This window comes from Methylorubrum aminovorans (genome assembly GCF_022179725.1).
GTDB classification, from domain to species: domain Bacteria; phylum Pseudomonadota; class Alphaproteobacteria; order Rhizobiales; family Beijerinckiaceae; genus Methylobacterium; species Methylobacterium aminovorans.
The window spans coordinates 478050-498566 of sequence record NZ_BPRC01000001.1 but is presented as its reverse complement, the minus strand read 5'-3'; the positions used below and the strand labels follow the sequence as shown (position 1 = coordinate 498566).

General features: G+C 61.7%; 31 protein-coding genes. 17 read left to right on the top strand and 14 right to left on the bottom strand.

All coding sequences use genetic code 11. The features are described 5' to 3' along the window. The first annotated feature begins 638 nt into the window (after positions 1–638). Both ccmA and ccmB read left to right on the top strand, forming a co-directional pair. Positions 639–1280 (top strand): heme ABC exporter ATP-binding protein CcmA, encoded by a 642-nt coding sequence (ccmA, locus tag MFF24_RS02265; RefSeq protein WP_238222079.1) that lies wholly within the window; start codon positions 639–641, stop codon positions 1278–1280. Next, the gene (gene ccmB / locus MFF24_RS02260) at positions 1280–1945 is read left to right on the top strand and encodes a heme exporter protein CcmB (protein WP_197711563.1); all 666 of its coding nucleotides are present in this window, start codon (positions 1280–1282) and stop codon (positions 1943–1945) included. The genes ccmA and ccmB overlap by 1 nt, the downstream gene beginning before the upstream one ends. A 35-nt stretch (positions 1946–1980) precedes the next feature. Here ccmB and MFF24_RS02255 read toward each other — a convergent pair whose 3' ends face one another. Both MFF24_RS02255 and MFF24_RS02250 read right to left on the bottom strand, forming a co-directional pair. Continuing rightward, positions 1981–2244 (bottom strand): hypothetical protein, encoded by a 264-nt coding sequence (locus MFF24_RS02255; protein WP_166059549.1) that lies wholly within the window; start codon positions 2242–2244, stop codon positions 1981–1983. A gap of 69 nt (positions 2245–2313) precedes the next feature. After that, entirely contained in the window at positions 2314–2733 is a 420-nt protein-coding gene (locus tag MFF24_RS02250; RefSeq protein WP_238222077.1) for a hypothetical protein, read from the bottom strand. A gap of 726 nt (positions 2734–3459) precedes the next feature. Between MFF24_RS02250 and MFF24_RS02245 the strand changes: the two genes are divergently transcribed. The 3 genes from MFF24_RS02245 (at position 3460) to MFF24_RS02235 (ending at position 5736) form a co-directional block, all read left to right on the top strand. Further along, positions 3460–3750, top strand: a complete 291-nt coding sequence (locus tag MFF24_RS02245; protein WP_108940531.1) for a hypothetical protein — start codon at positions 3460–3462, stop codon at positions 3748–3750. A 216-nt stretch (positions 3751–3966) separates the two neighbouring features. After that, complete coding sequence (locus tag MFF24_RS02240; protein WP_238222075.1) at positions 3967–4275, top strand: hypothetical protein; 309 nt, start codon at positions 3967–3969, stop codon at positions 4273–4275. 273 nt (positions 4276–4548) lie between these two features. Continuing rightward, the gene (locus tag MFF24_RS02235) at positions 4549–5736 is read left to right on the top strand and encodes a tyrosine-type recombinase/integrase (protein WP_238222072.1); all 1188 of its coding nucleotides are present in this window, start codon (positions 4549–4551) and stop codon (positions 5734–5736) included. Positions 5737–5766: 30 nt separating this feature from the next. On the opposite strand, the gene MFF24_RS02230 is transcribed toward MFF24_RS02235, so the two are convergent. The 4 genes from MFF24_RS02230 to MFF24_RS02215 are packed head-to-tail and all read right to left on the bottom strand — an operon-like array spanning position 5767 to position 8286. After that, positions 5767–6861: a DUF3800 domain-containing protein gene (locus tag MFF24_RS02230; RefSeq protein WP_238222070.1), complete on the bottom strand. Its 1095-nt coding sequence runs from the start codon at positions 6859–6861 to the stop codon at positions 5767–5769. A gap of 35 nt (positions 6862–6896) precedes the next feature. Further along, positions 6897–7856 (bottom strand): site-specific integrase, encoded by a 960-nt coding sequence (locus tag MFF24_RS02225; protein ID WP_238222068.1) that lies wholly within the window; start codon positions 7854–7856, stop codon positions 6897–6899. Then, the gene (locus MFF24_RS02220) at positions 7853–8080 is read right to left on the bottom strand and encodes a hypothetical protein (RefSeq protein ID WP_238222066.1); all 228 of its coding nucleotides are present in this window, start codon (positions 8078–8080) and stop codon (positions 7853–7855) included. Before MFF24_RS02220 ends, MFF24_RS02225 begins: the two co-directional genes overlap by 4 nt. Continuing rightward, positions 8077–8286 carry a hypothetical protein gene (locus MFF24_RS02215; RefSeq protein ID WP_238222064.1) on the bottom strand — a complete coding sequence of 70 codons (210 nt, stop codon included), beginning with the start codon at positions 8284–8286 and terminating at the stop codon, positions 8077–8079. The genes MFF24_RS02220 and MFF24_RS02215 overlap by 4 nt, the downstream gene beginning before the upstream one ends. A gap of 181 nt (positions 8287–8467) precedes the next feature. On the opposite strand from MFF24_RS02215, the gene MFF24_RS02210 reads away from it, so the two are divergent. From MFF24_RS02210 to MFF24_RS02200, 3 genes are read left to right on the top strand one after another with little or no spacing between them, the layout of a single operon-like run. Next, positions 8468–9364, top strand: coding sequence for a hypothetical protein (locus tag MFF24_RS02210; protein WP_238222062.1), 897 nt, complete (start codon positions 8468–8470; stop codon positions 9362–9364). After that, positions 9361–9645 (top strand): hypothetical protein, encoded by a 285-nt coding sequence (locus MFF24_RS02205; protein ID WP_238222061.1) that lies wholly within the window; start codon positions 9361–9363, stop codon positions 9643–9645. Before MFF24_RS02210 ends, MFF24_RS02205 begins: the two co-directional genes overlap by 4 nt. A 42-nt stretch (positions 9646–9687) precedes the next feature. After that, on the top strand, positions 9688–10155 hold the full coding sequence (locus MFF24_RS02200) for a hypothetical protein (protein WP_238222059.1): 468 nt from the start codon (positions 9688–9690) through the stop codon (positions 10153–10155). Between the two features lie 303 nt (positions 10156–10458). On the opposite strand, the gene MFF24_RS02195 is transcribed toward MFF24_RS02200, so the two are convergent. The 6 genes from MFF24_RS02195 to MFF24_RS02170 all read right to left on the bottom strand — a co-directional run bounded on the left by MFF24_RS02195 (position 10459) and on the right by MFF24_RS02170 (position 13850). Next, positions 10459–10641 (bottom strand): hypothetical protein, encoded by a 183-nt coding sequence (locus tag MFF24_RS02195; protein WP_238222057.1) that lies wholly within the window; start codon positions 10639–10641, stop codon positions 10459–10461. Between the two features lie 55 nt (positions 10642–10696). Beyond that, complete coding sequence (locus tag MFF24_RS02190) at positions 10697–11320, bottom strand: hypothetical protein (protein ID WP_238222055.1); 624 nt, start codon at positions 11318–11320, stop codon at positions 10697–10699. Between the two features lie 402 nt (positions 11321–11722). Continuing rightward, positions 11723–12367, bottom strand: a complete 645-nt coding sequence (locus MFF24_RS02185) for a hypothetical protein (RefSeq protein WP_238222053.1) — start codon at positions 12365–12367, stop codon at positions 11723–11725. Between the two features lie 154 nt (positions 12368–12521). After that, complete coding sequence (locus tag MFF24_RS02180) at positions 12522–12695, bottom strand: hypothetical protein (RefSeq protein WP_238222051.1); 174 nt, start codon at positions 12693–12695, stop codon at positions 12522–12524. Beyond that, positions 12692–12883, bottom strand: coding sequence for a hypothetical protein (locus MFF24_RS02175; protein WP_238222049.1), 192 nt, complete (start codon positions 12881–12883; stop codon positions 12692–12694). Before MFF24_RS02175 ends, MFF24_RS02180 begins: the two co-directional genes overlap by 4 nt. Positions 12884–12887: 4 nt before the next feature. Beyond that, complete coding sequence (locus tag MFF24_RS02170; protein WP_238222047.1) at positions 12888–13850, bottom strand: hypothetical protein; 963 nt, start codon at positions 13848–13850, stop codon at positions 12888–12890. Between the two features lie 321 nt (positions 13851–14171). On the opposite strand from MFF24_RS02170, the gene MFF24_RS02165 reads away from it, so the two are divergent. The 9 genes from MFF24_RS02165 to MFF24_RS02135 all read left to right on the top strand — a co-directional run bounded on the left by MFF24_RS02165 (position 14172) and on the right by MFF24_RS02135 (position 19616). Further along, on the top strand, positions 14172–14495 hold the full coding sequence (locus MFF24_RS02165) for a hypothetical protein (RefSeq protein ID WP_238222044.1): 324 nt from the start codon (positions 14172–14174) through the stop codon (positions 14493–14495). Between the two features lie 52 nt (positions 14496–14547). Continuing rightward, positions 14548–14823 carry a hypothetical protein gene (locus MFF24_RS02160; protein ID WP_238222042.1) on the top strand — a complete coding sequence of 92 codons (276 nt, stop codon included), beginning with the start codon at positions 14548–14550 and terminating at the stop codon, positions 14821–14823. A 195-nt stretch (positions 14824–15018) separates the two neighbouring features. Beyond that, on the top strand, positions 15019–16380 hold the full coding sequence (locus MFF24_RS02155; RefSeq protein WP_238222041.1) for a site-specific integrase: 1362 nt from the start codon (positions 15019–15021) through the stop codon (positions 16378–16380). Position 16381: 1 nt separating this feature from the next. Beyond that, positions 16382–16510 carry a hypothetical protein gene (locus tag MFF24_RS28770; RefSeq protein WP_283214468.1) on the top strand — a complete coding sequence of 43 codons (129 nt, stop codon included), beginning with the start codon at positions 16382–16384 and terminating at the stop codon, positions 16508–16510. A 100-nt stretch (positions 16511–16610) separates the two neighbouring features. Beyond that, positions 16611–17294, top strand: coding sequence for a hypothetical protein (locus MFF24_RS02150; protein WP_238222038.1), 684 nt, complete (start codon positions 16611–16613; stop codon positions 17292–17294). Between the two features lie 277 nt (positions 17295–17571). After that, positions 17572–18069, top strand: a complete 498-nt coding sequence (locus MFF24_RS29020) for an HNH endonuclease (protein WP_373322640.1) — start codon at positions 17572–17574, stop codon at positions 18067–18069. Beyond that, positions 18051–18488 (top strand): PDDEXK family nuclease, encoded by a 438-nt coding sequence (locus MFF24_RS02145; protein ID WP_238222036.1) that lies wholly within the window; start codon positions 18051–18053, stop codon positions 18486–18488. The genes MFF24_RS29020 and MFF24_RS02145 overlap by 19 nt, the downstream gene beginning before the upstream one ends. A gap of 13 nt (positions 18489–18501) precedes the next feature. Beyond that, entirely contained in the window at positions 18502–18714 is a 213-nt protein-coding gene (locus MFF24_RS02140) for a hypothetical protein (protein WP_238222034.1), read from the top strand. Then, the gene (locus MFF24_RS02135) at positions 18711–19616 is read left to right on the top strand and encodes a hypothetical protein (protein ID WP_238222032.1); all 906 of its coding nucleotides are present in this window, start codon (positions 18711–18713) and stop codon (positions 19614–19616) included. Before MFF24_RS02140 ends, MFF24_RS02135 begins: the two co-directional genes overlap by 4 nt. Here the strand turns inward: MFF24_RS02135 and MFF24_RS02130 are convergent. Beyond that, complete coding sequence (locus tag MFF24_RS02130) at positions 19591–20079, bottom strand: hypothetical protein (RefSeq protein WP_238222030.1); 489 nt, start codon at positions 20077–20079, stop codon at positions 19591–19593. The two genes, MFF24_RS02135 and MFF24_RS02130, sit on opposite strands and share 26 nt — an antisense overlap. After that, positions 20076–20507 (bottom strand): hypothetical protein, encoded by a 432-nt coding sequence (locus MFF24_RS02125; RefSeq protein WP_238222028.1) that lies wholly within the window; start codon positions 20505–20507, stop codon positions 20076–20078. Before MFF24_RS02125 ends, MFF24_RS02130 begins: the two co-directional genes overlap by 4 nt. Between the last annotated feature and the right edge of the window lie 10 nt (positions 20508–20517).

Genomic DNA, 20517 nt, shown 5'->3' with positions numbered 1-20517 from the left:
GGATGCGCTCCAAGGAGCGCGCGCCGCCCCGGGGGTGCCCGGGTAGCGAGTGCCCTCGGGGATCTCCCGGCGGCCGGAAGGCCCGCGAATGACACTCAGGATGGTGCGCGAGGGGCGGTTTGGACGCCCTTGAATGATCGCGCGGCGCAGCCTGAGCCGGTCTATAGAACGTTTCGAAATTGGCCGCTACTGGCCCGATGACACAGCCGCGCGACTGACATTCCAGCCCCGAGCGCTGTGCAAAAGCCGCTCGATCAGCCTGCCCTGGCCGGAGCGTTGCAGCGGCGCAAGGCCGCCCGGAATGCGTCGCGCCAGTTGGGCACGAGGCGGGCGAGCCGGGGCTTCCCGCCACTCGCGGCCGGACTCCCGGCCACATCCTCCTCGGTCAGGCGGGTCGGGGCCAGGGGCGGCTGCTCGTGACCCCTGATAGTCGATCCTGCCAATCCGCCTCTGGGAACGCAGAACCAATGCGCCGGCGATGCGTGCGGTTCGCGCGACGCGGAACGATCGGCTATAGGCCGCAAACGGCCTGATCGCCGACGCGATCCGGACTCGCCCCTCTTATCGCGGGCGGTCATTCAGCTTCCCACGCGGCGAAGACGAGACGTGCGGACCCTCCCCTCATCCAAGGCCGATCCGTGCGGTTGATCGTAGAGAATCTTGCCTGCCGCCGTTCGGGGCGCCGGATCTTTGCCGGGCTCTCCTTCGCCGTCGGTCCCGGCGAAGGACTGATGGTGACCGGACGAAACGGCGCCGGCAAATCGAGCCTGCTGACTATGCTCTCCGGTCGCCTCAAACCCGATGCCGGTGCCATTCGCGTCGAGGGCACCGGCGAGGCGACATTGCCGGAATGCCTTCATGTCGTCGGGCACCGGGACGGACTGAAATCGGCGCTGACGGCGGCGGAGAATCTCGAATTCGCCCGCAACCTTCTCGGTCACCCGGCCGCCTCTCCGGTTCAGGCCCTGGAGGCGCTGGGCCTGCCGCATGTGGCGCGGCTGCCGGTGGGCTACCTCTCTGCCGGACAAAGGCGCCGGGTGGCGCTGGCCCGGCTCCTCGTCTGTCGCCGCCCGGTCTGGCTTCTCGACGAGCCGACCGCCGCCCTCGACCTCGCTTCGCAAGGGGTGCTTGCCGGCCTGATGCGACACCACCGCGCTGAGGGCGGCATCGTGATTGCTGCAACGCACCAAGCCCTCGGGCTTGAGGATGCCCGCGAGCTGCGCATCGGACCTGTCGCGGCCCCGGCCGAGGATGCGTTCGCCGCGGAGGAGTGGCTGTGATGCGCGCCTTCTCCGCCCTGCTCGCCCGCGATCTGAAGCTCGCCGCCCGTGTCGGCGGCTCGGGCGCGCTGTCGCTGGTCTTCTTCCTGATGATCGTGGTTCTGGTGCCCTTCGCCCTCGGGCCCGATCTGAACCTGCTCTCGCGGATCGGCCCGGCGATCCTGTGGCTGTCCGCCGTGCTCGCCACCCTGATCGGGCTCGACCGGCTGTTTCAATCCGACGAGGAGGACGGCTCCCTCGACCTGATGACCGGTGCCGCCGTTCCGCTCGAACTGGTGGTGCTGGCCAAGGTGCTCGCCTCCTGGCTCACCACCGGTCTGCCCCTGGCGCTCGCCTCGCCGCTGTTCGGCCTGCTGGTCGCGCTTTCGCCGAAGGCCATGGGCGCCACGGCACTGACGCTCGCGCTGGGCACGCCGGCTCTGGCCTTCATCGGCGCGGTCGGCGCGGCCCTCACCGCCACCATCCGCCGCGGTGGCCTGATCCTGGCGATCATCGTGCTGCCGCTGATGATTCCGACCCTGATCTTCGGCGTCTCGGCGGCGGAGGCCGCTCTCGGCGGCACGGTGCCGTTCGCGACACCGCTCGCCGTGCTGGCCGCCTTGAGCCTGATCGCGGCGGTGGTCGGCACCCTAGCCGCCGCCGCCGCCCTGCGCTGGTCGGAGTGACAGCGGCACCGGCTGCGACCGCCCGCGGGCTTCGCCTACTTGTCGCAACCGATGCAGATACCGGTGTCGATCTTGTCGTCTTTCCGCTCCATGGCGGTCTCGCGGTCGGGATTGTTCGAATCCCGGCGTGCTCCTCCGGCCCCGGCCGGCGGCATGGTCCGGCCGACGGGCGAGGTATTGGGCGCGTAGATGGTCGAGGCCGGGTCACCACCGGTGCCGGTCTGAGCCGGTCCCTGCGCGACGGCCGGAACAACGAGGAGGGCCGTGAGGCCCGCTACGGAAACGAGACGTGCGATCATCGGTGAACTCCCTAGAAGTTCCAACGCCGTAAGCCCCCGTCGGTTCACCCCTCCCCTACGTCCGTCCTCTCAGTCGGGCCAGCGGATCGCCGCCTCGCGCAGACCGATCAGACGCGCCTCGTCCAGTCCGAAGGAGCGCGCGGCATCGTAGACCTCACCCGACACGCTCACGTCGCAGCTTCCGTTGAGGGCGCCTCCGGCGCAGTGGGCAAGAGCCCGCTGATGGCTCGACGTCTCCGCGGGACCGACGCGGATCAGGAGCTTGCCTGCCATCCGCACCTCGCCTCCGGCGTCCTTCGGCAGAAGTCCGACACAGGTGATCTCCTCCTCGGTCGTGTAGACGAGGTGGCAATGTTCGAGGGTGACACGCTCGCCGATATGGTGCCGCGCGGCCCCAAGGAAGGCGACGACGTCCGACGGCGCTTCCAGTCCCCTCGATGCGGAAGGGATGAGCAACCCGGTCAGAAACACCGCGCACTCAACTCGCATGACAACGCCCTTCCAACGATCCTGCAGATCGGTTTTGCAATTCGCAGGCCGAACCGGACCAGAGGGTTCGCAGGCGGGGAGAGTGGAGCGTGCGAGGCAGGGATGTCAGCGCATCTGGCCGGTCTGCGGCGCGTGGGTGTTCTGATTGTCGGTCGGACCGGTGCGCGTGAAGGCAAACACGATGAGCGCCGCCATCAGCAGCAGCACGATGGGAAAGGCAAACATCCAGCGAGGCATCTCAGGCATCCGAAAACGGCATCAGGCGGACCGGAACTCGCGAGCGGGCCTTTGGCTCCGTCGAATGGAGCGTTGCCAGCATATGCAGTCAGCGCATGCCCGTTCCGACGCGCCGCCAATTGCATTGTGCAGTGCAACGTGAGAAATACGGGATATGCCGGATCGCGATGGCGTCGCGGTTCTGCAGCCCTTCTTGGGCGTTTCCTCCCTAGACTTCGGGCCGTCCCTCGGGGCGGCCTTTTTTGTTTTTGTTGCCGCCCGTTACTCGGGCATGCCCCAATACAGCCCATCGCTCGGATTTGCTGACGCGGTCGCTCTCTGCGCGAGGTCAGCCATGGGACCACGGCCTCGGGCGTCATCCACGCCGGGTGTCGTCATCAGGCCGCAGGGGCGCCAGGAAACCGAGTCGCTATCGAGGGACTTGGATGCGCATAGCCGCCCTTCCTGCGTGGTTCAGGAGTTTCCGTGGCCTTCGTTCAGGAGTTTCATATGCGCCGCACCGCTCTCACCCTTGCCGCCTTGAGCTGTCTCGGCTCGGGCGCGGCGACCGCCCAGGTGCAACCTCCCGGTCCGTTGGGAGGTCCATTTCCGCCGGGCACGATCATCCAGCGTCAGACCAACACGACCGGCAACACCGTCGATTACATTATCGCGCCCGGCGCCACCGGAGCAGATACCATCACCACCAACTCTGCGGCAGGCGGCAATGCCGGCCAACCGGAGCGCGCGATCCCGCAAGGCAGCGCCGGCGGCGGCAATGGCGGCGGAAGCTCTCGCTAGAGGCGGGTCGGATGTCGGCAGACCTGCCGCCAGGAGCCTCTGGTGGCGGGTCAACCTTCCTCACGAAATGGCATCTGGCCTCAGCCAATGCGGATAAATCTCTGAGAAACAACTTAAATTTAGTATCCAACGCAACATCGAAGAACGCCTCGTGTTGGGTCTGTCGGATCAGTAGATCGCGAGGCGGCATCCGACGCCGCGACGGGGAGCGAAGCGATGGGCCGAGCGGCAGCAATCGGGATACTGGCCGCGCTTTCCCTCATCGATCCCTCCCTGGCGGCAGGTCGGCTGAGGATGGAGGACAAAGCCTCCCTGTGGCCGCGCGCCGGAGCCAGCGAGAAGATCGATTTCACCAACCGCGTCGGCAAGGCGATGAGCACGCTCTCGCCCGACCTCGACAGCGGCTATTTCATGCGCTGCCTGGAAGAAGTGGCCAATATCGGCGACACCAAGTCGTTGACGCTGAGCGACATGGTGCGGACCTGCGTCTCTCTGCAGGGCAGCCGGTCCAATGGCTCGGAGTGATGCTGCGCCCGTTCGAGGGAGGAGAGGCGGCCTGACGTTCTGACGGAACGAAGCCTGGAACCCGGCAGCTTGGAAGAGTGGTGCCGCAAGAGGGAGGCGAAACCTTGGATTCTCCACAGCCAAAAACATCAATGTTATCAGGGTCTCTAGCCTGTCACTGCGCCTGTAGCTAATCCCGCATCTACCACCTGTATCTAACGGGTCTGAGGGATGCGCTGCCGATCCCACGACTACCTGTACCAGCGGGCCGAGAGTCGGTTCTGGTGGCTGCGCTTGCAGTACCCCAAGGCGATGGGTCGCAGGCCGCTTCAAAAGAGTCTGGGGACGGCCGATCGGAGCGAGGCCGGGATCAAGGCGCTCCCCCTGATCCAACAGCACAAGCTCGACCTCTGGGAGTTCCGAAATCGGAAGGACGAGCGCTTCAAGCTCACCGCCACCCGAAAGTGGCCTTTGGGCGAATCGATGCTCGAAGACGGCACGCGGATCATCTCGACCGAGTGGTCAGCCCTGTTCATCAAGGACGGTGCGCTGATGAAGGAGGAGCGTGACCAGTGGCATGTGAACCTCGATGCGCGTTTCGATTCGGAGCCGTACGAGCAGGCCGCTGAGAAGGAAGCAGCGACGCCTAAGCCGAAAGCTACGGATAGCGATCTGGCGCTGCTCGATGAGTACCTGCGCTACAAGGGCCACGAGACCACGGGCAGCTACGCGGCCGAGGCCCGCTCAACCTGGGCGGAGTTCAAGGTGTTCACCGGGGGCAAGCCGATCAAGGACTGCGACCGCACCGATGGCCGTGCCTACGTGGACTTTCTCCGGAGCAAGGACCTGAAGACCGCGACCGTCGTGAAACGGGTCAACTTCCTCGCCGCTCCAATCAATCACGCCAACGAGACGGGCGACCTGAAAGGGAATCCTTTCTTCAAGGTGGTCGATCACAAGGACGACAAGTTGGAGCGGCTTTGCTTCGACGCCGACGACATGGCGCTGGCCAACGCCCAGATGCTGCCGAAGCTCGGCAAGGACGAGCGGTTGATGTGGCTGATCCTCGCCGCCACCGGCATGCGCCACTCCGAGGCGTTCGCGATTCGTGAGGAGTTCAGGGAGGACGGGATTCGCTACGTGCGGGTTGGGAAGAAGACCGATTCGAGCAAGCGCCGCGTGCCGCTGCCCGACTGCCTGCTCCCTCATCTCCCAACGAAAATCACCGGCCCTCTGTTCGAGGACCCGAACCTCAAGAACATCTCGAAGAACCTGCTCCGGGCGGTGCGACGGGTAGTGACCAAGGACAAGCGCAAGGTGGTCTACTCCCTGCGCCATCGCGTCCACACCCGCCTGCGCGAGATCGAGTGCCCGATCGACGTACAGAAGGAGATCGTCGGTCACGAGAACGGCGACCATGGAAACTACGGCAAATTCTCGATTGCTCTTCTGAAGCGTTGGATCGACGAAATTAACTACTAAACAGCATTATGACTCCGCAAATTATTGATGTCATCCTAACCTAACAGGCGCAGCTTTACTCCTACCGACGCTATCAATTTTTACTTGGGATTTTATGTTGCCGCGTTTCGAAGATGTGCGCTTCGGCAGCAACATAGGCCGTCCAGATTGGCCCATTAGTTGTATTAGACCCCCTATTGAGTCAAACCTTTCGCTACCATCACAGGACAAGCTCAGAAGACTAGCGCTTTGGTAATTACCATCAATCTTGCGTTTTATCTGGTTCCTTCCGAGACATCGAGCAACTTCAGGATCGCTCACATGCTCATTGAGAAGGCGGCGGAAAAAGTTGCTGAATATGTCTATTGATTGAATCAATACATCGGTCCGAGAGTCAACAAAATTGATGTTGTCTATCACGACCTTACGGATGTCGTATCCATCAACAACCTTCCTCTCCTCATGCGGATGCCATAGTTCCTTTTGGAGGGAAAAAGATTTATCGAAGAAGCTGTAGTCTGCCGAAGGGTCGGCGAGAGCCTTAAGGGGTTTCGTGCGGCCTCGACTCTCCAGTAAAGGGCCAACTGTATCGAGCCACCACTGCTCGTGAGTTGTTACTTTCAAAGGGTCTTTGGCGTCGATTGTCCATTCGAAGATAGCCAGTTCTTGCGGCCGACGCTGTGAGAAATAGAGCGTCGTATCCTCGATCACTGAAGCAACAAGGTCACGCATCAGGACTGTTTGAACATATAGCTGCATCGGCATGCGTTCGAGCGTTCGCCTCAATTCCCAGATGCGAGCTATTACGTCGGGATGATGCTCCTCGGTAAGATTTCGAGTCATACTCTCACATTGTAGATTTTTATGAACGGCTAATCCTTCATCTGATTCGATTCCCATATCGATAGCAGATAGATGCAAAAGAGCGCCTCGCTCGAACAACAGGTCGCTCAGCTTACGCAGGTGATCAACATCTAGGGAGCCGCCTTTTAGCTCTCCATTCGGGGCGCGAGGCCAATCCTTCGTCGAGTAAGAAATTTTCCGGCGAGCTTGACCAACCTCTCTGTGAGGAAGTGTCAACGCACAGATTGCGCTCCAGCCGGTGTGCTTCGTGAATTGCCCAGCTTCATCGATAAAAATTTCCATCTACAAAGTGCCCGTGGTGAGAACCTAACATTCGCTCAAAGGCCGATTTCCTGGGCGAGGTTCTCCTCGAACAGGCGGCCCTCCCGCACGTAGCGGCGCAGGACGGCGAGCGAGGCGTGCCGGGTCTGCGCGGCGATCTTGAACTCGCCCATTCCCGCGCGGGCGGCGCTCGTGGCGAATCCGCTCCTCAGGCTGTGACCGCTGAAAGCTGCCGCATCGAGCCCGGCAGCGGCGGCGCGGCGCTGGACGATCAGGGCGACGGCGTTGCCAGACAGCCGCCCACCGAGACGGCTGTGGCGATCGACGGCACGGAAGGCCGCCCCCTCCGCGATCCCGGCGGCGGCAAGCCACCGTTCGTAGGCGGCGGCCGGGCAGGTGAGGCGACCGGTGCGGCCGACTGCAAGCACGGCTCCGTGCCCCTCGGAATCGGTCTTGCTCTGGCGGATCGTGACCCTCAGTCCCTCAGGCAACACGGCAACGTCGGCAACGTCGAGAGCCACAAGTTCCGAGCGCCGGAGCGCGGCGGCCGTGCCGACCAGCAGCAGGGCGCGATCGCGAAGATCACCGAGACCGTCACCGAGATCAGCCAATACCTGCCGGAGGTGCCCCACGGTCAGAGCCTCGGCACGGCGCTGGGCGGAGCCACGCTCGCGGCGCAGGCCGCGCAGCACATCGGTGATGGCGGGGTGGCGGGTGTCGAGGCTGTGTCCGGCCTGCCGGTGTTGGGCGGCGATGCTGCTGACCCGCCGCGACAGGGTGGCGACGGACAGGTGCTCGTGCGCGGCGAGGTAGAGCCCGACCACGGCCGGTGGAGCGGGCATCGGGCCGAATCCCTGCGTAGCGCACCAGCGCTCGAATTCCCGCCAGTCGCTCTCGTAGGCCCGGAGCGTGTTCGGCGCGCGCGCCTGCCGAGCGAGCCCGGCGGCCCGCTCGACCACGGCATCGAGGCCGAGGGTGGGGATGCTTGCCAAGGCGGGAACAGGCAGTGTGCTCATCGGGCCTCTCCGTGCGCACGTCGGTATCCCTGCTGACCGCGCAGGGACGCAAGGCTCTCCTCGGTCCGGCGCAGGGCGTCCAGCGCCTCCGCCATGCCCTGGCCATAGCTGCGCTCAGCGTAGTCGAGCAGGTCCTGCAACTGTTGTGCGCGCCGCGCTTCGCCATCCGCGATGAGAGCAGCCAGCGCTTCGTTCGCCGCTCCGGGCCACTTCTCCGGTTTCATGGCCGCGCCTCCGCAAGCTGTCGCTGGTGCCCGCGCAGGCCATCGAGGCAGTCGCCGAGGACGAGGAGCAGCCGGACCGCTCGGGCGGTGTCCGCGCCGCGCGCCCGCAGCCGCAGGAGTCGCGCGACCTGCTCGTAGTGGAGCCGGGCCGCCTCGGCGGTGAGGCGGTCGAGCGTGTCCCGTCCGTTGTCGTCCGCTCCCGCCATGACCCGCTCTCCTCATCCAGCCGCAACCCGTCTGGGCTTTGATAAGCCTCATTATCACAGGTCAGAACCCGGCGAGCAAGCAAAATACGCAAACATGCATCATCTTCGCATTTTAGGCTTGCGAACCGGATCGCGCTCGTCCATATCAGTGATACGCAAACATGAAGCGTGGAGATCATAAATGGCGCGGTTCACGATGGAGCAGATGCTCGACGAGCTTCGGACGATCTTTCTCTACGAGGCCGATCACATCGCCATGGGCGCGGGCGAGGAGGCGGCCGAGCGGTTCCTCGGGTTCCCCTTGCGGGAGGAAGAGGGGGAGCACGAGTTCTGTGATCTCGATCCCGCTCGCGTTGATCTCGGCCGGTTCCAGATCAGCAAGACCTTCGAGAGGGCCTATGGCTTCGTCTTCGAGCCCGGCCTGACCAATGCACTCGATGAAGAGGTCCAGGACCTACTGGTCTTCATGCAGGGCACCCCGCGCGTGGGCGGACGAGCGGGTTCGGCGGGCGTCACGCACTCCTTCATGGGACCGGATGGCCTCTGCCAGACCATCGCCGACGCCGCCTACGCTCGATGGAAGCTGGAGATCGTCGAGCGCGGCGAGTTCACGACACGTGAACTCGCGCTGCTCGCCAACATGTCCGAGGGAGCGGTCCGCAACGCCATGGCGGATAAGGACGAGGGAGGGCTGAGAGCCATTCCGGGCTCCAAGCCCGTCCAGGTCGAATTCGAGGAGGCGAAGCGCTGGCTGGCGGGGCGGCGCGGGTTCAAGCCGACCCCGGTCCGGCTGCGGGATGATCCGAACCTGCGGAGCCGGTTTGGCTCGGTCCAGACGGCGGAAGAACTCGGCGAACTGATCCAGCGGCTTCGCGTGCAGTTCGAGCCCATCCTTTCGTCATCGCTCAAGGCTTGGTCAGCCGCCGAGATCGCGAGTTGGGAGATCGGCTCCTTCGCCTTCGACGCCGAGCGCGCGGCGGAACTGGCGACCGGCCTTGATGTCGATGTGCCGCTGTTCGTGGGCAAGGCGCTGGAGGTCAGTCTGCGTCGCGACGCCAAGCCGGAGGTCCGGTCGTGATCGCCAGCACCATGACCTTGCACGCCAAGGAACGCCTCCAGCAACGAGCGATCCCGCCTCTCGTCGTCGGGCTCCTCGAAACCTTCGGCACCTCGATCCGCTCAAGCGGAGCCGAGCACCTCGTCTTCGACAAGTCGGCCCTGCGGCGCCTCCGGCGCCATCTGGGCGGCGAGCGCGGCCTGCGCGTGATCTCGCCCTGGCTCGATGTCTCCGCCGTGATCGGTGACGGCGGACACCTCGTCACCGTCACCCACCGCACCCGCCGCTTCCGTCGCCCCTGAGCCCCTGAGCCCCATTCTCGAAACCAAGGCAGCCACATCGCCATGACGTATTCCAAGCGCAAGATGGCCGAACTCTTCCGCCTTCTGTCCGCCTCCGAGAAGGAACTCTGGTCCACGCATGGCATCCGCGAGGCGGGCGGCTACGCCACGCGCCTCGTGGCCGAGGCCCTCGGTGCCCGCGTGCTGACGAACGGGGTCAACAAGGGCTACGATCTCACCGACGCCAGCCTCGGCCGGATCGAGGTCCGCTCGCGGCGCTACCCCTTCGACGGTCGCCGTGAGGACCGCGTGCAGGTTCCGGCCGTGAAGCAGGGCCTGTTCGACCACTTCGTCCACGTGGTCTTCGACGAGAGCTACGGGATCGCTGGCGCGTATCTGGCCCCGCACGATCCGATTGACGTTTTGGCGAGCCGGGACCGGCGGCGCTACGTCCGCTTCGCTGATGGACGTAGCCTGCCGCAGGCGATCGATCTGACCGCCGAGGTTCGCCGCGTTCAGGCGAGCCTTTGAAGGCGATGTCGAACCGTCAGACTCTGAAAGACGCGCAGTTCCGCCCTCACGGAGTGAGGCCGCGGGCGGCTAAATACCGGATGCGCCTCTGGGAAATCCTCTGCTCCGAATCCGATACCACGGGCCTCATCAAGCCCGTGGCTCCATCGAAATCCCGCTCAGATGCCTATCAGCACGGGCCAACGAAGAAGCGCCCGCGCTACCAGGGCGGGGGCAATTCGCGCTGGCGGACGCCTCCGGAGCCACGCGAGGCAATACCCCCAACGCCTTTGTGTGACCGACCGAACAACACGCCCTGATCGCCTACAGGCCACGAACGAGGGCAGCATCGTCGCGCTCAGAGCACGCGATGCGCAGGAGCCAGAGGTCGCGAGCGATTCGTGTCTGATCGGCGACATGGCCGTCACGAGTTTGCGAATTGAGGACCTCAACGAGGGAAGCGAGGTCGCGCGCGGCAACCACTTTACTAACGTAGAACTTGTACATAGAATCTCTCTTATTACTATTATAGTATACAGTATTTCTCTGATTGGAACAACAATCAAATAATGACCGGCATTGGCTCAAGATAACCCAACGCGGATTCGACGATTGATTTCTTTCTTAAGCCTGTAGGCCGGATCAAGACCTTGAATCCCTGACGCCCATGGCTTTGCATGGTCGCAGCGACGTAGCTCGCAATCGCGTCCGGCGACCACGGCCGCGTTTCGCCGCCCGAGAGCGTAGTCACGAGCGACACCTTCGCCGCGTAGCCGAGGATATCTTCGGCACTCTCGATGAAGTCCTTGTCCTCGCGGAGTCCCTGAAGGTGGACCACCGGAGCAGCGCCCTGGAAGAACGTCCGCACAGTGTCATCGCCGAGCGTGCCCACATGGACCAGGGCGTGCACGGTCGTGACCCATTGCGGCCCCCGTGCCCGCTCCGGCTCGAAGCCTAACGCCCGGTACTGCGCCTGCTTGTTGGTGCCGAGACGGAGGAATTCCTCCGTCTCGAACTGATCGAGTTCGAGGCTTCCGGCCGCCCCGAATCCGCGCCATCCCGCTCTATCGATTCCTGCTGCCCGACGCCGGTAATCGACCGCGTTGCCGAGGGACCGACGCCAAGCCCAGAATTGATCGAAGGCGTCCTCCGGCCTTGGCACGAGCCCGAGGATCAAGGTTGCCATCCGATAATCGTCAGGAGCGGCGTCTGGACAAGCCGCCGCCAGCGCGCTCCCGAGCTTGCGTCCCCAGAAGGTCGCACAGGTCGGGCAAGCCGGACGGCGACACCAGTGCGTGACCTCGCACCCGTAGGGACTCGTCAGAACTCTGCCGCAGGATTCGAACTTCGATCGATGCCGCACGGCTTGTTCGTAGCCGTGCAGACGCTCCGCTCGACCGTTACCCGCCCGATCTTCCACAATCCGATCGTAAGCTTGAAGGATTTTGTACTGAGTTTCTTTTTTGTTCATCTCTTTCTCTCAGGATAGGATATATACATTTATCCTGAGGGACAAATATTGTCTATATAAATTCATCCCTTCAAATATCCATCCAGTTTGCTAGAAACGACCATGCACTGACCATCGTCAGTCAGATTGATTCTGATTTTGTCTATAGATTTCTTCTTGCTGGTCAATAATTTCAGTTATGGTGAGACCTTTTTCTTGACCTAGTTCGACAGCGGCGCGAACCGATTCGTAGTGCTCGATGAATTGCTCGTACAGTGCCTTACCGGCAATGATTTGCTGATCAAATGGAAGTTCTTGTATCTGTTTTCTGAGATTCCGAGAAAACTCAGCCCTTCCCGGATTTTCATCGACTTCCCTGATGCCAATCTCATCATGTACAAGTTCGTCCGTCCAATAGTCGAAAGCCATCATTTTCACCGACGACTCACCGAATGTGCGGCGATACATAATGACTGCCAGCACAAGAATCACCATACTCTGAAATGGGTGGTGGTGCTCAAGTACGTCCTGTGGGTCTTTATCGGCATGCTTCAGGAAGTTTGCAGTTCCCGACATATGTTGCCACCCTTTTTTGCCGAGGGCTGCATCGATCTGCTTCGCAAAATCATCTTTTTGATGATGGGAATATAAATCGTAGAGCACTTTGAAAGCAGAGTAAGCAAGATTGTAGACGACAAGGCTATCCTTGGCGTCAAAAAATAGGTCGATTGACGCTTCTATTAATCTGCGCGCCGCATCCTGCTTGCTGATCGAATCTGACATTTCGGGACCGCTCTGTACGAATTCGGCGGATAGTAGCACACCCCGATGCGGCGTTGAGGCATCTGCTACCTGCTGGGTTGGAACCAGAACGAACGCTTCGCACTACGCAAGCGCTTCGGATGAGATTCCGTTAACTCTGATTCCTCACGTTTCGTTAACTGGAATCCGGTCGCGTCCTCCGCCCCTGCCTTTCCTTCCGCCATTGCTCGGCTTCCGCCATCTGCTCCGGTATCTGGACCTCGATGATGTGCTTGGCCGCGGTCGTCCCGACGTAGCTCTCACGGAAGGCGACGTACTTCTCCAGCCCCGTCAGCGGCCTGTCGATCAAGCCGCGAATTCCAGCCGGAAGACGAGCGCGCAGTTGGCGTCGGTGAAAGTGACGCGACGGCGCTTCCGATTCCCGTTGTTCACCTCCCAGGTGATCCTCGGGCGCTCGATGCCAGTGCGCCGGACGAAGGCCCAAACCTCCGACAGGAGCATGGGGGTGTGTGGGCCGTACAGGTCGATCTCGTTCATAGCCTCACCATCCGCGGGCCAGCCGCCGCGCCTTTCGCATTTCAAGGTCCGCCATGGCCGCGGCCTTCCGCTCGGCTGCGTCCGTCTCGTAGCGTTCAAGCTGAATCTGCTTGAACATCGCCAACCATTCTTCTGGACTTCGTGTGGCCGCCAGAAGCTCACCGCCCGTAGATACACCCACGGCTCCTACATCAATGTCCCTATTATCCTGAGAAGTGATGTTCTCACCTACGGGAGATTTTCCGGAAGGCACCTCAGGCGGCTGGGACCAACCAAGGGCTTTCGAGAAGAGAGAGCGATAGAGCCGACCGAGCCGATACCGGATGGGCTCAGCCTTGATCCGACCCGTGGCCTTGTCCTTCGTGGCCTTCATCCAGAATCCCGATCGACCAGTCCGATCCTGGGTGGCCATCAGGGCTTTCGGAGTGACCCGGTCGATGATTCCGACTTCGAGCAGGAACTGCGTGGCTTCACGCGCCGACCACTCGGTCAGGCCGGAGCAGCCGGGAGGGGCGTACGGACCCGACAGACCGCGGCGGTCGAGCAGGAATCCGCCGTCCTCACCGATTCCGCAGCCACGACCGACGAAGTTCCGGGGCGAGGTGTGATACCGGCCGATCAGCGTGAGGAGCGCGTCCACGGCCGCGATGACCTTCCGGCGCCCTGACATCAGGAGCGGGGCCAACGGCCGCTTCAGGGCTCTCCTGACGATCCTGGGCAGGCGGTAGATGCCCTGCCAGTGCTCCAGTTTGCCGAGACCACGATCGTAGTCGCGCTTGCCCCGCTTCATCTGGAAATTCGAAACCGCGGGACGCGTACGCCGCCACCATTCGTGGTGGTGTTCCTCGTCAGTGGCGTTCGCCGGATCGTAGGGACGGCGGTAGCGCCAGTCGGTTCGCTGGCGCTCATTCTCGCGCTTGCGAGCCTCGATGTTGGACCAGCGCTCGACGTACTTCGGCGGATTCATCTTCGACCCCGTTCATGAAGTCGAGCGCACAAGACAGAGCTTCGCCGGGGGAGTTGCACCCCTTTTTTAAGACTGCTAAAACGGGGCTTCCTACACACCCGTTCGAATCAAACCCGGTCTGCCTCTCTAAAGGCGGCCGGGTTTTTCGCATGCGCTCGACGCGAAGGCCGAGTCATGCCGCATCTTTCAGACTATGGCAAACGCCTATTCTTTACTGTAGTTGAGCAAGTAGACGAATACTTGGAGCATTGACAAGCTTGTGATTCGGTTTACTTTGTTGCTTGCGCTGAATAGTTGAGGAAAGGTTTGTCAACGATTCGGGTGGTACGCTCGCGGCTCCACTTGGAGCCGACGCTGGTGTTCTTCGCCATCGATTACTACTTGGATGAGCGCACCGGCTTCCCGTACGCCTACAGGCTGTACGAGCCCGCAGGGTCTCCCCGCACGCGGAATACCGACGACGAGCCCCCGACGCAGTTCGTCCGCGATGACGAGTGGGAGGCGATGGCCGAGTGGTGCGCTGCGCGGGGAATCGGTCCGTACGAGCGAGATTACGTAGAGACCGAGATCGCCCGCGACCTCGCGGTGGAACTGAAGATGCGCTGGGACAACCCGGACCTGAAGCACGAATTCGAGTGCCCCTGAACGAATCGGCAAGGCATGCCGGGCCAGGGTGGCTCACCAGTCAGGAGACCCCATGTCGTTCGTCGTCGAGATCGTCGCCTACCCGGACGAGGCCGAACATCCGGGGAGCACCCCCTACAGCTACACCCTGATGAAAATCGAGCGGGACACGCAGCCCGAGGATCGCTCCGACAACTGGCAGCAGATTCCGAAGGAGGACACCGCCGAGTTTCGCGCATGGTGGCGGGAGCGTCACTACACCCTGCCCTGGCACGACCGGGCCGGGCGATTCGTGGTCAGCGACGAGATCGCGGTCGAACTCGACGAGGCATGGGGCAACTGTAGCTGAGACCTGTAGCTATGCTAAAGATCAGCTCAACCTAAGTGCTTGTTTTTGAATGGAAAAATGGTGCTGGTGCCGCAAGAGGGAGGCGGCACCAACCGGTTTCCACAGGTCATTTCGTCAGAAAAAACAACGACATAGACGGTGACTAAATGGGTGACTAAATTCGTGTCTGAACGGGGTGACTAAACGGGTTCAGACATGGCCGGGCGCAGGGGCGAGTATCTGTTTCGGAAGCCGGGCTCCGACATGTGGCGCATCCGGCTTCAGTTCCCCGCCGAGATGGGTCGAGCCACCGTCCGCCGGAGCCTGGGAACGTCGAAGCGGGACGAAGCCGAAGTGCTCGCCCTCCCCCTGATCCAGGCGCACAAGGCGGAGTTGTTGGCGCTGCGCCGATCGAAGCAGCCGCTCGCCTTCACCGGCTTTGGCTACCGGCACGAGGATGGTCACACGACCCTGGACGACGGCTCGGTTCAGATCGTGTCGGGTGCGACAATCTATCTCATCAAGGACGGTCTGACGACGACCACCGCCAACCCGCTGAAGGTGGCGGGAACCCACGACTACGACCCAACCGATCCCCCGCCCCTGCCGGCGAACGCGAAGATCGAATTCGCGCCGCATTTCGCCCCGCTCGCCGCGCGGGCGCATCCGCAGTTCGCCGCGCTCATCCAGGGTCGGAAGCCGCGTGAAAAAAAGCCTGTGGATGACGGTTCGGACGCTGCGATGCTTGAAAAGTTCCTCGAAGCGAAGACGCGCAACCCTTACTATAACAAGGAAGCCCGAGACACGTGGGCGGACTTCAAGGCGTTCTGCGGCGGGCGCGCGATGAAGGACTGCACCCGGACGGACGGGCGCGCCTACGCCGAGCACTTGCGGGCGAAGGGTGCGAAGAACGCGACGATCGTTAAAAAAATCAATTATCTCCGGGCTCCCCTCACCCACGACCCGGAATTCTTGGCGACGAACATCAACCCGTTCGAGCGGGCGATCATTCACGTCGATGACGCCAAAGAGGTTCTGCCGCTGACCGAAGACGAGGTGAAGCTGTGCCGTGACCACATGCTGCCGAAGCTTGGGCCAAACGAGCGGCTGTTGTGGCTCCTCTGTGCGACCATGGGGATGCGCCACTCCGAGGCGTACACCATCGAGAGCGAGGACGTGGAGGACGGTATCCGCTTCGTTTACATCGCCGAGGACGACGAGAACGGGAAGCGTCGCGGCAAGACGAAGGTGTCGAAGCGCCGGGTGCCTCTCCCCGATTGCCTGCTCCCGTACCTTCCCGAGAAGATCACCGGGCCGCTCTTCACCGACAGTTGCAAGAACGTCTCGAAGAACCTGCTGCGGGCATTCCGTCGCGTCGGCATCACCGACACGAACAAGAACGTCTACTCGCTTCGCCACCGCGCGCACGACCGGCTGCGCAACATGGCCGGCATGACGCCCGACATCGAGCGGCGCATCGTCGGACACCGTGGGGCGCGCAAGGACAGTCACGACAACTACGGGAACGGCCACGCGATGCGGGTGCTGAAGCCGTTCGTCGATCAGATCGGCTACTGACGTGACCCGCGACGACCGCATCACCGATCTCCTCAACCGGGCGCAAGAGTTGATCCGTCAGGGGCGCAACGATGAGGCGGTGACGGTCTTGCGTCAGGTTCAGGCGATGCTCAGGGAGACCGAGCACTGAACCAGTCTTCGATGAGTGCTGTGGAAATTAACCATCGCCTAACCTTCACCTTGATCTCGGGTCGCCTTCGTGAGACCTTCATCGGCGAAGGAGAGAGCACATGTCGAGAGGGATCGTTCATATCAGGGAGCAGCTTTTCGGGTCCGATTACACCCAGGTGTTCCGCTTCGATGAGACCAGCATCCTGAAGCGGCTGGGAGCGAAGGCGGCGAAGAACTACTCGAAGAAGGCGTCCGAGATGGGCGGGGCGATCATCGCTTACCCCAACCGGGTGCACATCAACATCGGCAAGTTCTACATCTCCGATCCCACCAACCGCTTTGTCGAGTCCTATATCATCGGTGGCGCGGCCGATGATGAGGGCCACTTCACCCAAGCCTTCAACGAGGCGGGGGACTTCAAGGTCTACTTGGAACTCGACCCGCGCGTGGCGAGACAGCGGACCGACAATGAGCAGCGGGCGGAAGCCGCACGGCTCCTTCGGCAGAACTACGCTTCGGCCCGCAACACCGCGTGGCTTCACGCCATGTACCGTCTCGGTCACGCCCTCGACCGCAACAACCCGTACGGGCACTTGCCGGAGCCGGCCCCGCGCGATCATCAGGTCACGATCACCACGTGGTCCGACGAAGGTCCGGCCCGAGACGAGTGGGCGGCAGAGTGGGATGCCTGGGCGGAAGAACATCTTCGGGGCGGCTGGCACTTCGACGTGGGGGTCAATCGCACGTCCTTCGTCTCCCAGAGCCTGAGCGAGGCGACCGCCGTAAAGCTCCGGTGGGGCTGAAACAAAAAGACCCCCACCCATGTGCGGCACGGGTGGGGGTCAGTGAGGTAACAATTGCAAATGGAGATATAAACGAGCCGGGGTAGTCTCTGAGAAAACCCGACCCGAAGATATTTATACATAAATATGCCGCGGATAGAAATAAAAATCGAAGACCGCTGAAAGCGACATTAGTCGCTACCTTGCCCGGTGTTGAGCTTTGCTCCACCGGGCTTTTTTTATTCGACTTCAAACGAATGAATGGCGATGATGTCTCATATTCATTTGAGGCATTGAGATGATCTGGAAATCTATTCCTGGGTATGCCGATTACGAAGTCAGCGAAATCGGCGATGTTCGTCGAATTCGTGGCGGACAAAATCAACTTCCGTACCTGCTGAAAAAGTACGTGCGTCGTGGTTATTTCCACGTCGGCTTATTCAACTCGGAAGGAATTTGTTCTCCGAAATTGTGTCATCGGCTGGTTGCGCTCGCATTTCTGGGGCCGTCACCTTGTCAGTCAAAGTCTATCGTAGCGCACCGCAATGGATTGAGACGCTGCAATCATCATTCGAATTTGTATTGGGCGACCTACAAGGAAAATTCAGACGATCGAGAGGCCCACGGAAGAACGGTTCGAGGTGAGAGAACGTCCAAGTCGAAGCTCGTAGAAATGGACGTGATTGCGATCCGCGCGTCAAATGACGAAACTAAAGTTCTTGCAATCAAGTACGATGTCGATCCTGTTTCAATCCGAAATGTAAGAAACAGGAAAACTTGGAGGCATATACCCTAAATAACACAATGTCATCGCCGCCTATGTTATTCCGCGCACGCTTCAGGTCAAATTATGAAGCTCGCCTATGCTACGAAATTCAATCATCAGGTCATAACCTTGATGAATTCTATGAACGGCAACGTATTCCGTACGTCGTACCGGCGCGTACAGCGCAGTACCTGCCCGACCTGATGTCTCGTGACGGACGGCTTGTCATTGAAATCAAAGGTCGATTTCGTGATGTGGCCGAGCGTCAAAAGTACCTAGACTTTCAGCGGTCGAATCCAGAGATTGAAGTTCGTTTCGTTATTCAGCGAGCCGGAGTTCCTATCTATAAGAAATCAAAAACAACTCAAGAGGCGTGGCTGACCAAGCATGGTTTCAAGGTCGCGATCGGAACCATTCCCAAGGATTGGGTTGCTGAACTCACTCGATAATTAAGGACATCTCATGATCGATATTCGCAAGCTCACCAACGAACTCATTGATTCGCTGACGAAGAACGGCGGATTCTCCGCGCTGACCCTTCAGGAATGCGAAGAGCGCGTGCGCGAGGCGCTGAGCACGGCCGGACTGTGCACGTGCCCGACGAAGACGGCGGAGCCGGTCGTTGAGCCGACGCCTGCGCCGAAGACCACGAAGGGCCGGGCGAAGACCGCGTGAGCCTGACCCACGCGTTCCTTGAAGTCGGCACGCTCGACGATCTCGACGAACTCATCCGGGCGCTGCGCCAGGGTCTGACGGTCGGGGTCGCCGCGCGTCCCGGTCTTCTCTACGGGCCGGTCGAGCCGACCCGGCTCATCGTCGATCCCGCCTCGCCGATCACCTCGCTCCCCGCGTTCCTGCGCGCGTATTCGGCGCATGAGGGGAAGTCGGTGTGCGTCGCCCCGTGTGACGATCTCGAAGCGATCCGTGCGGCGTGGCGGCACCTGGGGTACTCCGCCGCGCTTCCGCTGACTCGCATTCAGATCGTCGAACTCTGCGCGATCGTCGCGGAATGGGTGGGGTCGGGAACGATCGAACTCCAATTCCCCTACGGCGACGACGGGTGGACGGACTTCGTGCGCCGCTCGCTCGGACACCTCGTGCTGTATCACCAGCCGTCCGCCACTGAGATTCAGGAATTCGCCGATTACGGAGCCAAGGGCGTGATTCTCGCGCCGGTCGCCACGAAGCGCCACGCGTGGTTCGCGGGGATGGGGGGAAGCTTCCCGATGCCTCACTTCGGCACCATCGTCGAACAGCCCGGCGATACACCCCCTCAGATCGCATTAGAGCGGGCTGGAGCGGCGTTGAGGCTGGGCGGGCGCTGGGACAACGCCCGGCGGTTCCTGCCGCTGTGCGGCGTCCTGCTGCCCGAGGATTGCGATCGCGACACCCTGCGGGAGGTCAGCCACGCCGTGAAGATGGAGCGGGCGAAGTATCGCACCACGATGGAGCGGTACGAGGTGTACGCGACGGTCGCGCATCCGACGATCCCCCGTGCGGGCGCGGGAGCCTACGTCGTCGAGCGCTGGGATGAGGTGTTCCGGGTGGACTTCAGCGCGGACGGATCGTCAGCATAAGGTCGAAGTTCACGAAGTAGACGGTCTTGCCGTCGCACGTCGCGGTGGTGCGCTTCACCAGCCGGTACGTCGCGGGCGGCATCCACTCGGGAATCTTGAACATCTCATCGGCGGTGAAGGTGCCGGCAGGAAGCCAATTTTGGAATGTGCTCCAGTGATGCACGTCGTTCGTTTCGGGGTTGATGAGAAGGTTCGCCACCGCCATCGAACAGCGCTCTGTGCGAATGTACTTGTTGTGCACGAAGATCAGGTCACCGGGCTGGGCGGTGGTGTTCTCCACCTTGTCGCCGTGATGGATGAACGGCTGACCGATCACCTGATGCACGTGCTGTTCCTTGGTCGTCTCGATGCGATCGACGTACGCGCCCCACCACGTGTAGAGATAGCCGGTCGCGGCGACACCAAGGGTGAGGATGGCGAAGGTGCGCAGAGCGTCGAGGGCGCGGGCCGCTACACGCTTCATGGGCGACCCCCGGTGAGGAAGTCGGTGAAGCCGAGCTTCGCCGCGATGTAGCCACCCACCGCCATCAGAATCGCCAGGACGAACGGGGTGGTCCACTTGGAAATCTTGTCGCCGAGCTTTTTCTTATCGTCTTCCATGCGGGTGACACGCTCCTCAATCTTCGAGAAGCGGTGATCCGTCTCCACCTTGTCGGCTTTCTCGCGTTCGATCTCTTTGAGACGATCGAGCATGCCGTCGAGCTTTTGCTTGACCAGTTCAACCGCCGCACCAATCTGGCGAACGTTCTTGAAATCGTGGTCGAGCTTTTCGATGCGCCGGTTGGTTTCGTCGGTTGTCGCTTTGATGACGCCAATTGCAACCTTCACATCCGTGAGGCCGGTCGATACGTCCTTTACCTCACCGCGAAGTGAATTGATGTCATCTGCCATACTGTTATTT

Coding starts and splice junctions, on each gene's coding strand:
- MFF24_RS02150 (WP_238222038.1), top strand. CDS start 16,611: ATGTCGAGAGGGATCGTTCATATCAGGGAGCAGCTTTTCGGGTCCGAT.
- MFF24_RS02190 (WP_238222055.1), bottom strand. CDS start 11,320: ATGGCAACCTTGATCCTCGGGCTCGTGCCAAGGCCGGAGGACGCCTTC.
- MFF24_RS02140 (WP_238222034.1), top strand. CDS start 18,502: ATGATCGATATTCGCAAGCTCACCAACGAACTCATTGATTCGCTGACG.
- ccmB (WP_197711563.1), top strand. CDS start 1,280: ATGCGCGCCTTCTCCGCCCTGCTCGCCCGCGATCTGAAGCTCGCCGCC.
- MFF24_RS02250 (WP_238222077.1), bottom strand. CDS start 2,733: ATGCGAGTTGAGTGCGCGGTGTTTCTGACCGGGTTGCTCATCCCTTCC.
- MFF24_RS02245 (WP_108940531.1), top strand. CDS start 3,460: ATGCGCCGCACCGCTCTCACCCTTGCCGCCTTGAGCTGTCTCGGCTCG.
- MFF24_RS02155 (WP_238222041.1), top strand. CDS start 15,019: ATGGCCGGGCGCAGGGGCGAGTATCTGTTTCGGAAGCCGGGCTCCGAC.
- MFF24_RS29020 (WP_373322640.1), top strand. CDS start 17,572: ATGATCTGGAAATCTATTCCTGGGTATGCCGATTACGAAGTCAGCGAA.
- MFF24_RS02255 (WP_166059549.1), bottom strand. CDS start 2,244: ATGATCGCACGTCTCGTTTCCGTAGCGGGCCTCACGGCCCTCCTCGTT.
- MFF24_RS02225 (WP_238222068.1), bottom strand. CDS start 7,856: ATGAGCACACTGCCTGTTCCCGCCTTGGCAAGCATCCCCACCCTCGGC.
- MFF24_RS02200 (WP_238222059.1), top strand. CDS start 9,688: ATGACGTATTCCAAGCGCAAGATGGCCGAACTCTTCCGCCTTCTGTCC.
- MFF24_RS02195 (WP_238222057.1), bottom strand. CDS start 10,641: ATGTACAAGTTCTACGTTAGTAAAGTGGTTGCCGCGCGCGACCTCGCT.
- MFF24_RS02210 (WP_238222062.1), top strand. CDS start 8,468: ATGGCGCGGTTCACGATGGAGCAGATGCTCGACGAGCTTCGGACGATC.
- MFF24_RS02125 (WP_238222028.1), bottom strand. CDS start 20,507: ATGGCAGATGACATCAATTCACTTCGCGGTGAGGTAAAGGACGTATCG.
- MFF24_RS02215 (WP_238222064.1), bottom strand. CDS start 8,286: ATGGCGGGAGCGGACGACAACGGACGGGACACGCTCGACCGCCTCACC.
- MFF24_RS02240 (WP_238222075.1), top strand. CDS start 3,967: ATGGGCCGAGCGGCAGCAATCGGGATACTGGCCGCGCTTTCCCTCATC.
- MFF24_RS02170 (WP_238222047.1), bottom strand. CDS start 13,850: ATGAATCCGCCGAAGTACGTCGAGCGCTGGTCCAACATCGAGGCTCGC.
- MFF24_RS02175 (WP_238222049.1), bottom strand. CDS start 12,883: ATGAACGAGATCGACCTGTACGGCCCACACACCCCCATGCTCCTGTCG.
- MFF24_RS02230 (WP_238222070.1), bottom strand. CDS start 6,861: ATGGAAATTTTTATCGATGAAGCTGGGCAATTCACGAAGCACACCGGC.
- MFF24_RS02130 (WP_238222030.1), bottom strand. CDS start 20,079: ATGAAGCGTGTAGCGGCCCGCGCCCTCGACGCTCTGCGCACCTTCGCC.
- MFF24_RS02160 (WP_238222042.1), top strand. CDS start 14,548: ATGTCGTTCGTCGTCGAGATCGTCGCCTACCCGGACGAGGCCGAACAT.
- MFF24_RS02185 (WP_238222053.1), bottom strand. CDS start 12,367: ATGTCAGATTCGATCAGCAAGCAGGATGCGGCGCGCAGATTAATAGAA.
- MFF24_RS02220 (WP_238222066.1), bottom strand. CDS start 8,080: ATGAAACCGGAGAAGTGGCCCGGAGCGGCGAACGAAGCGCTGGCTGCT.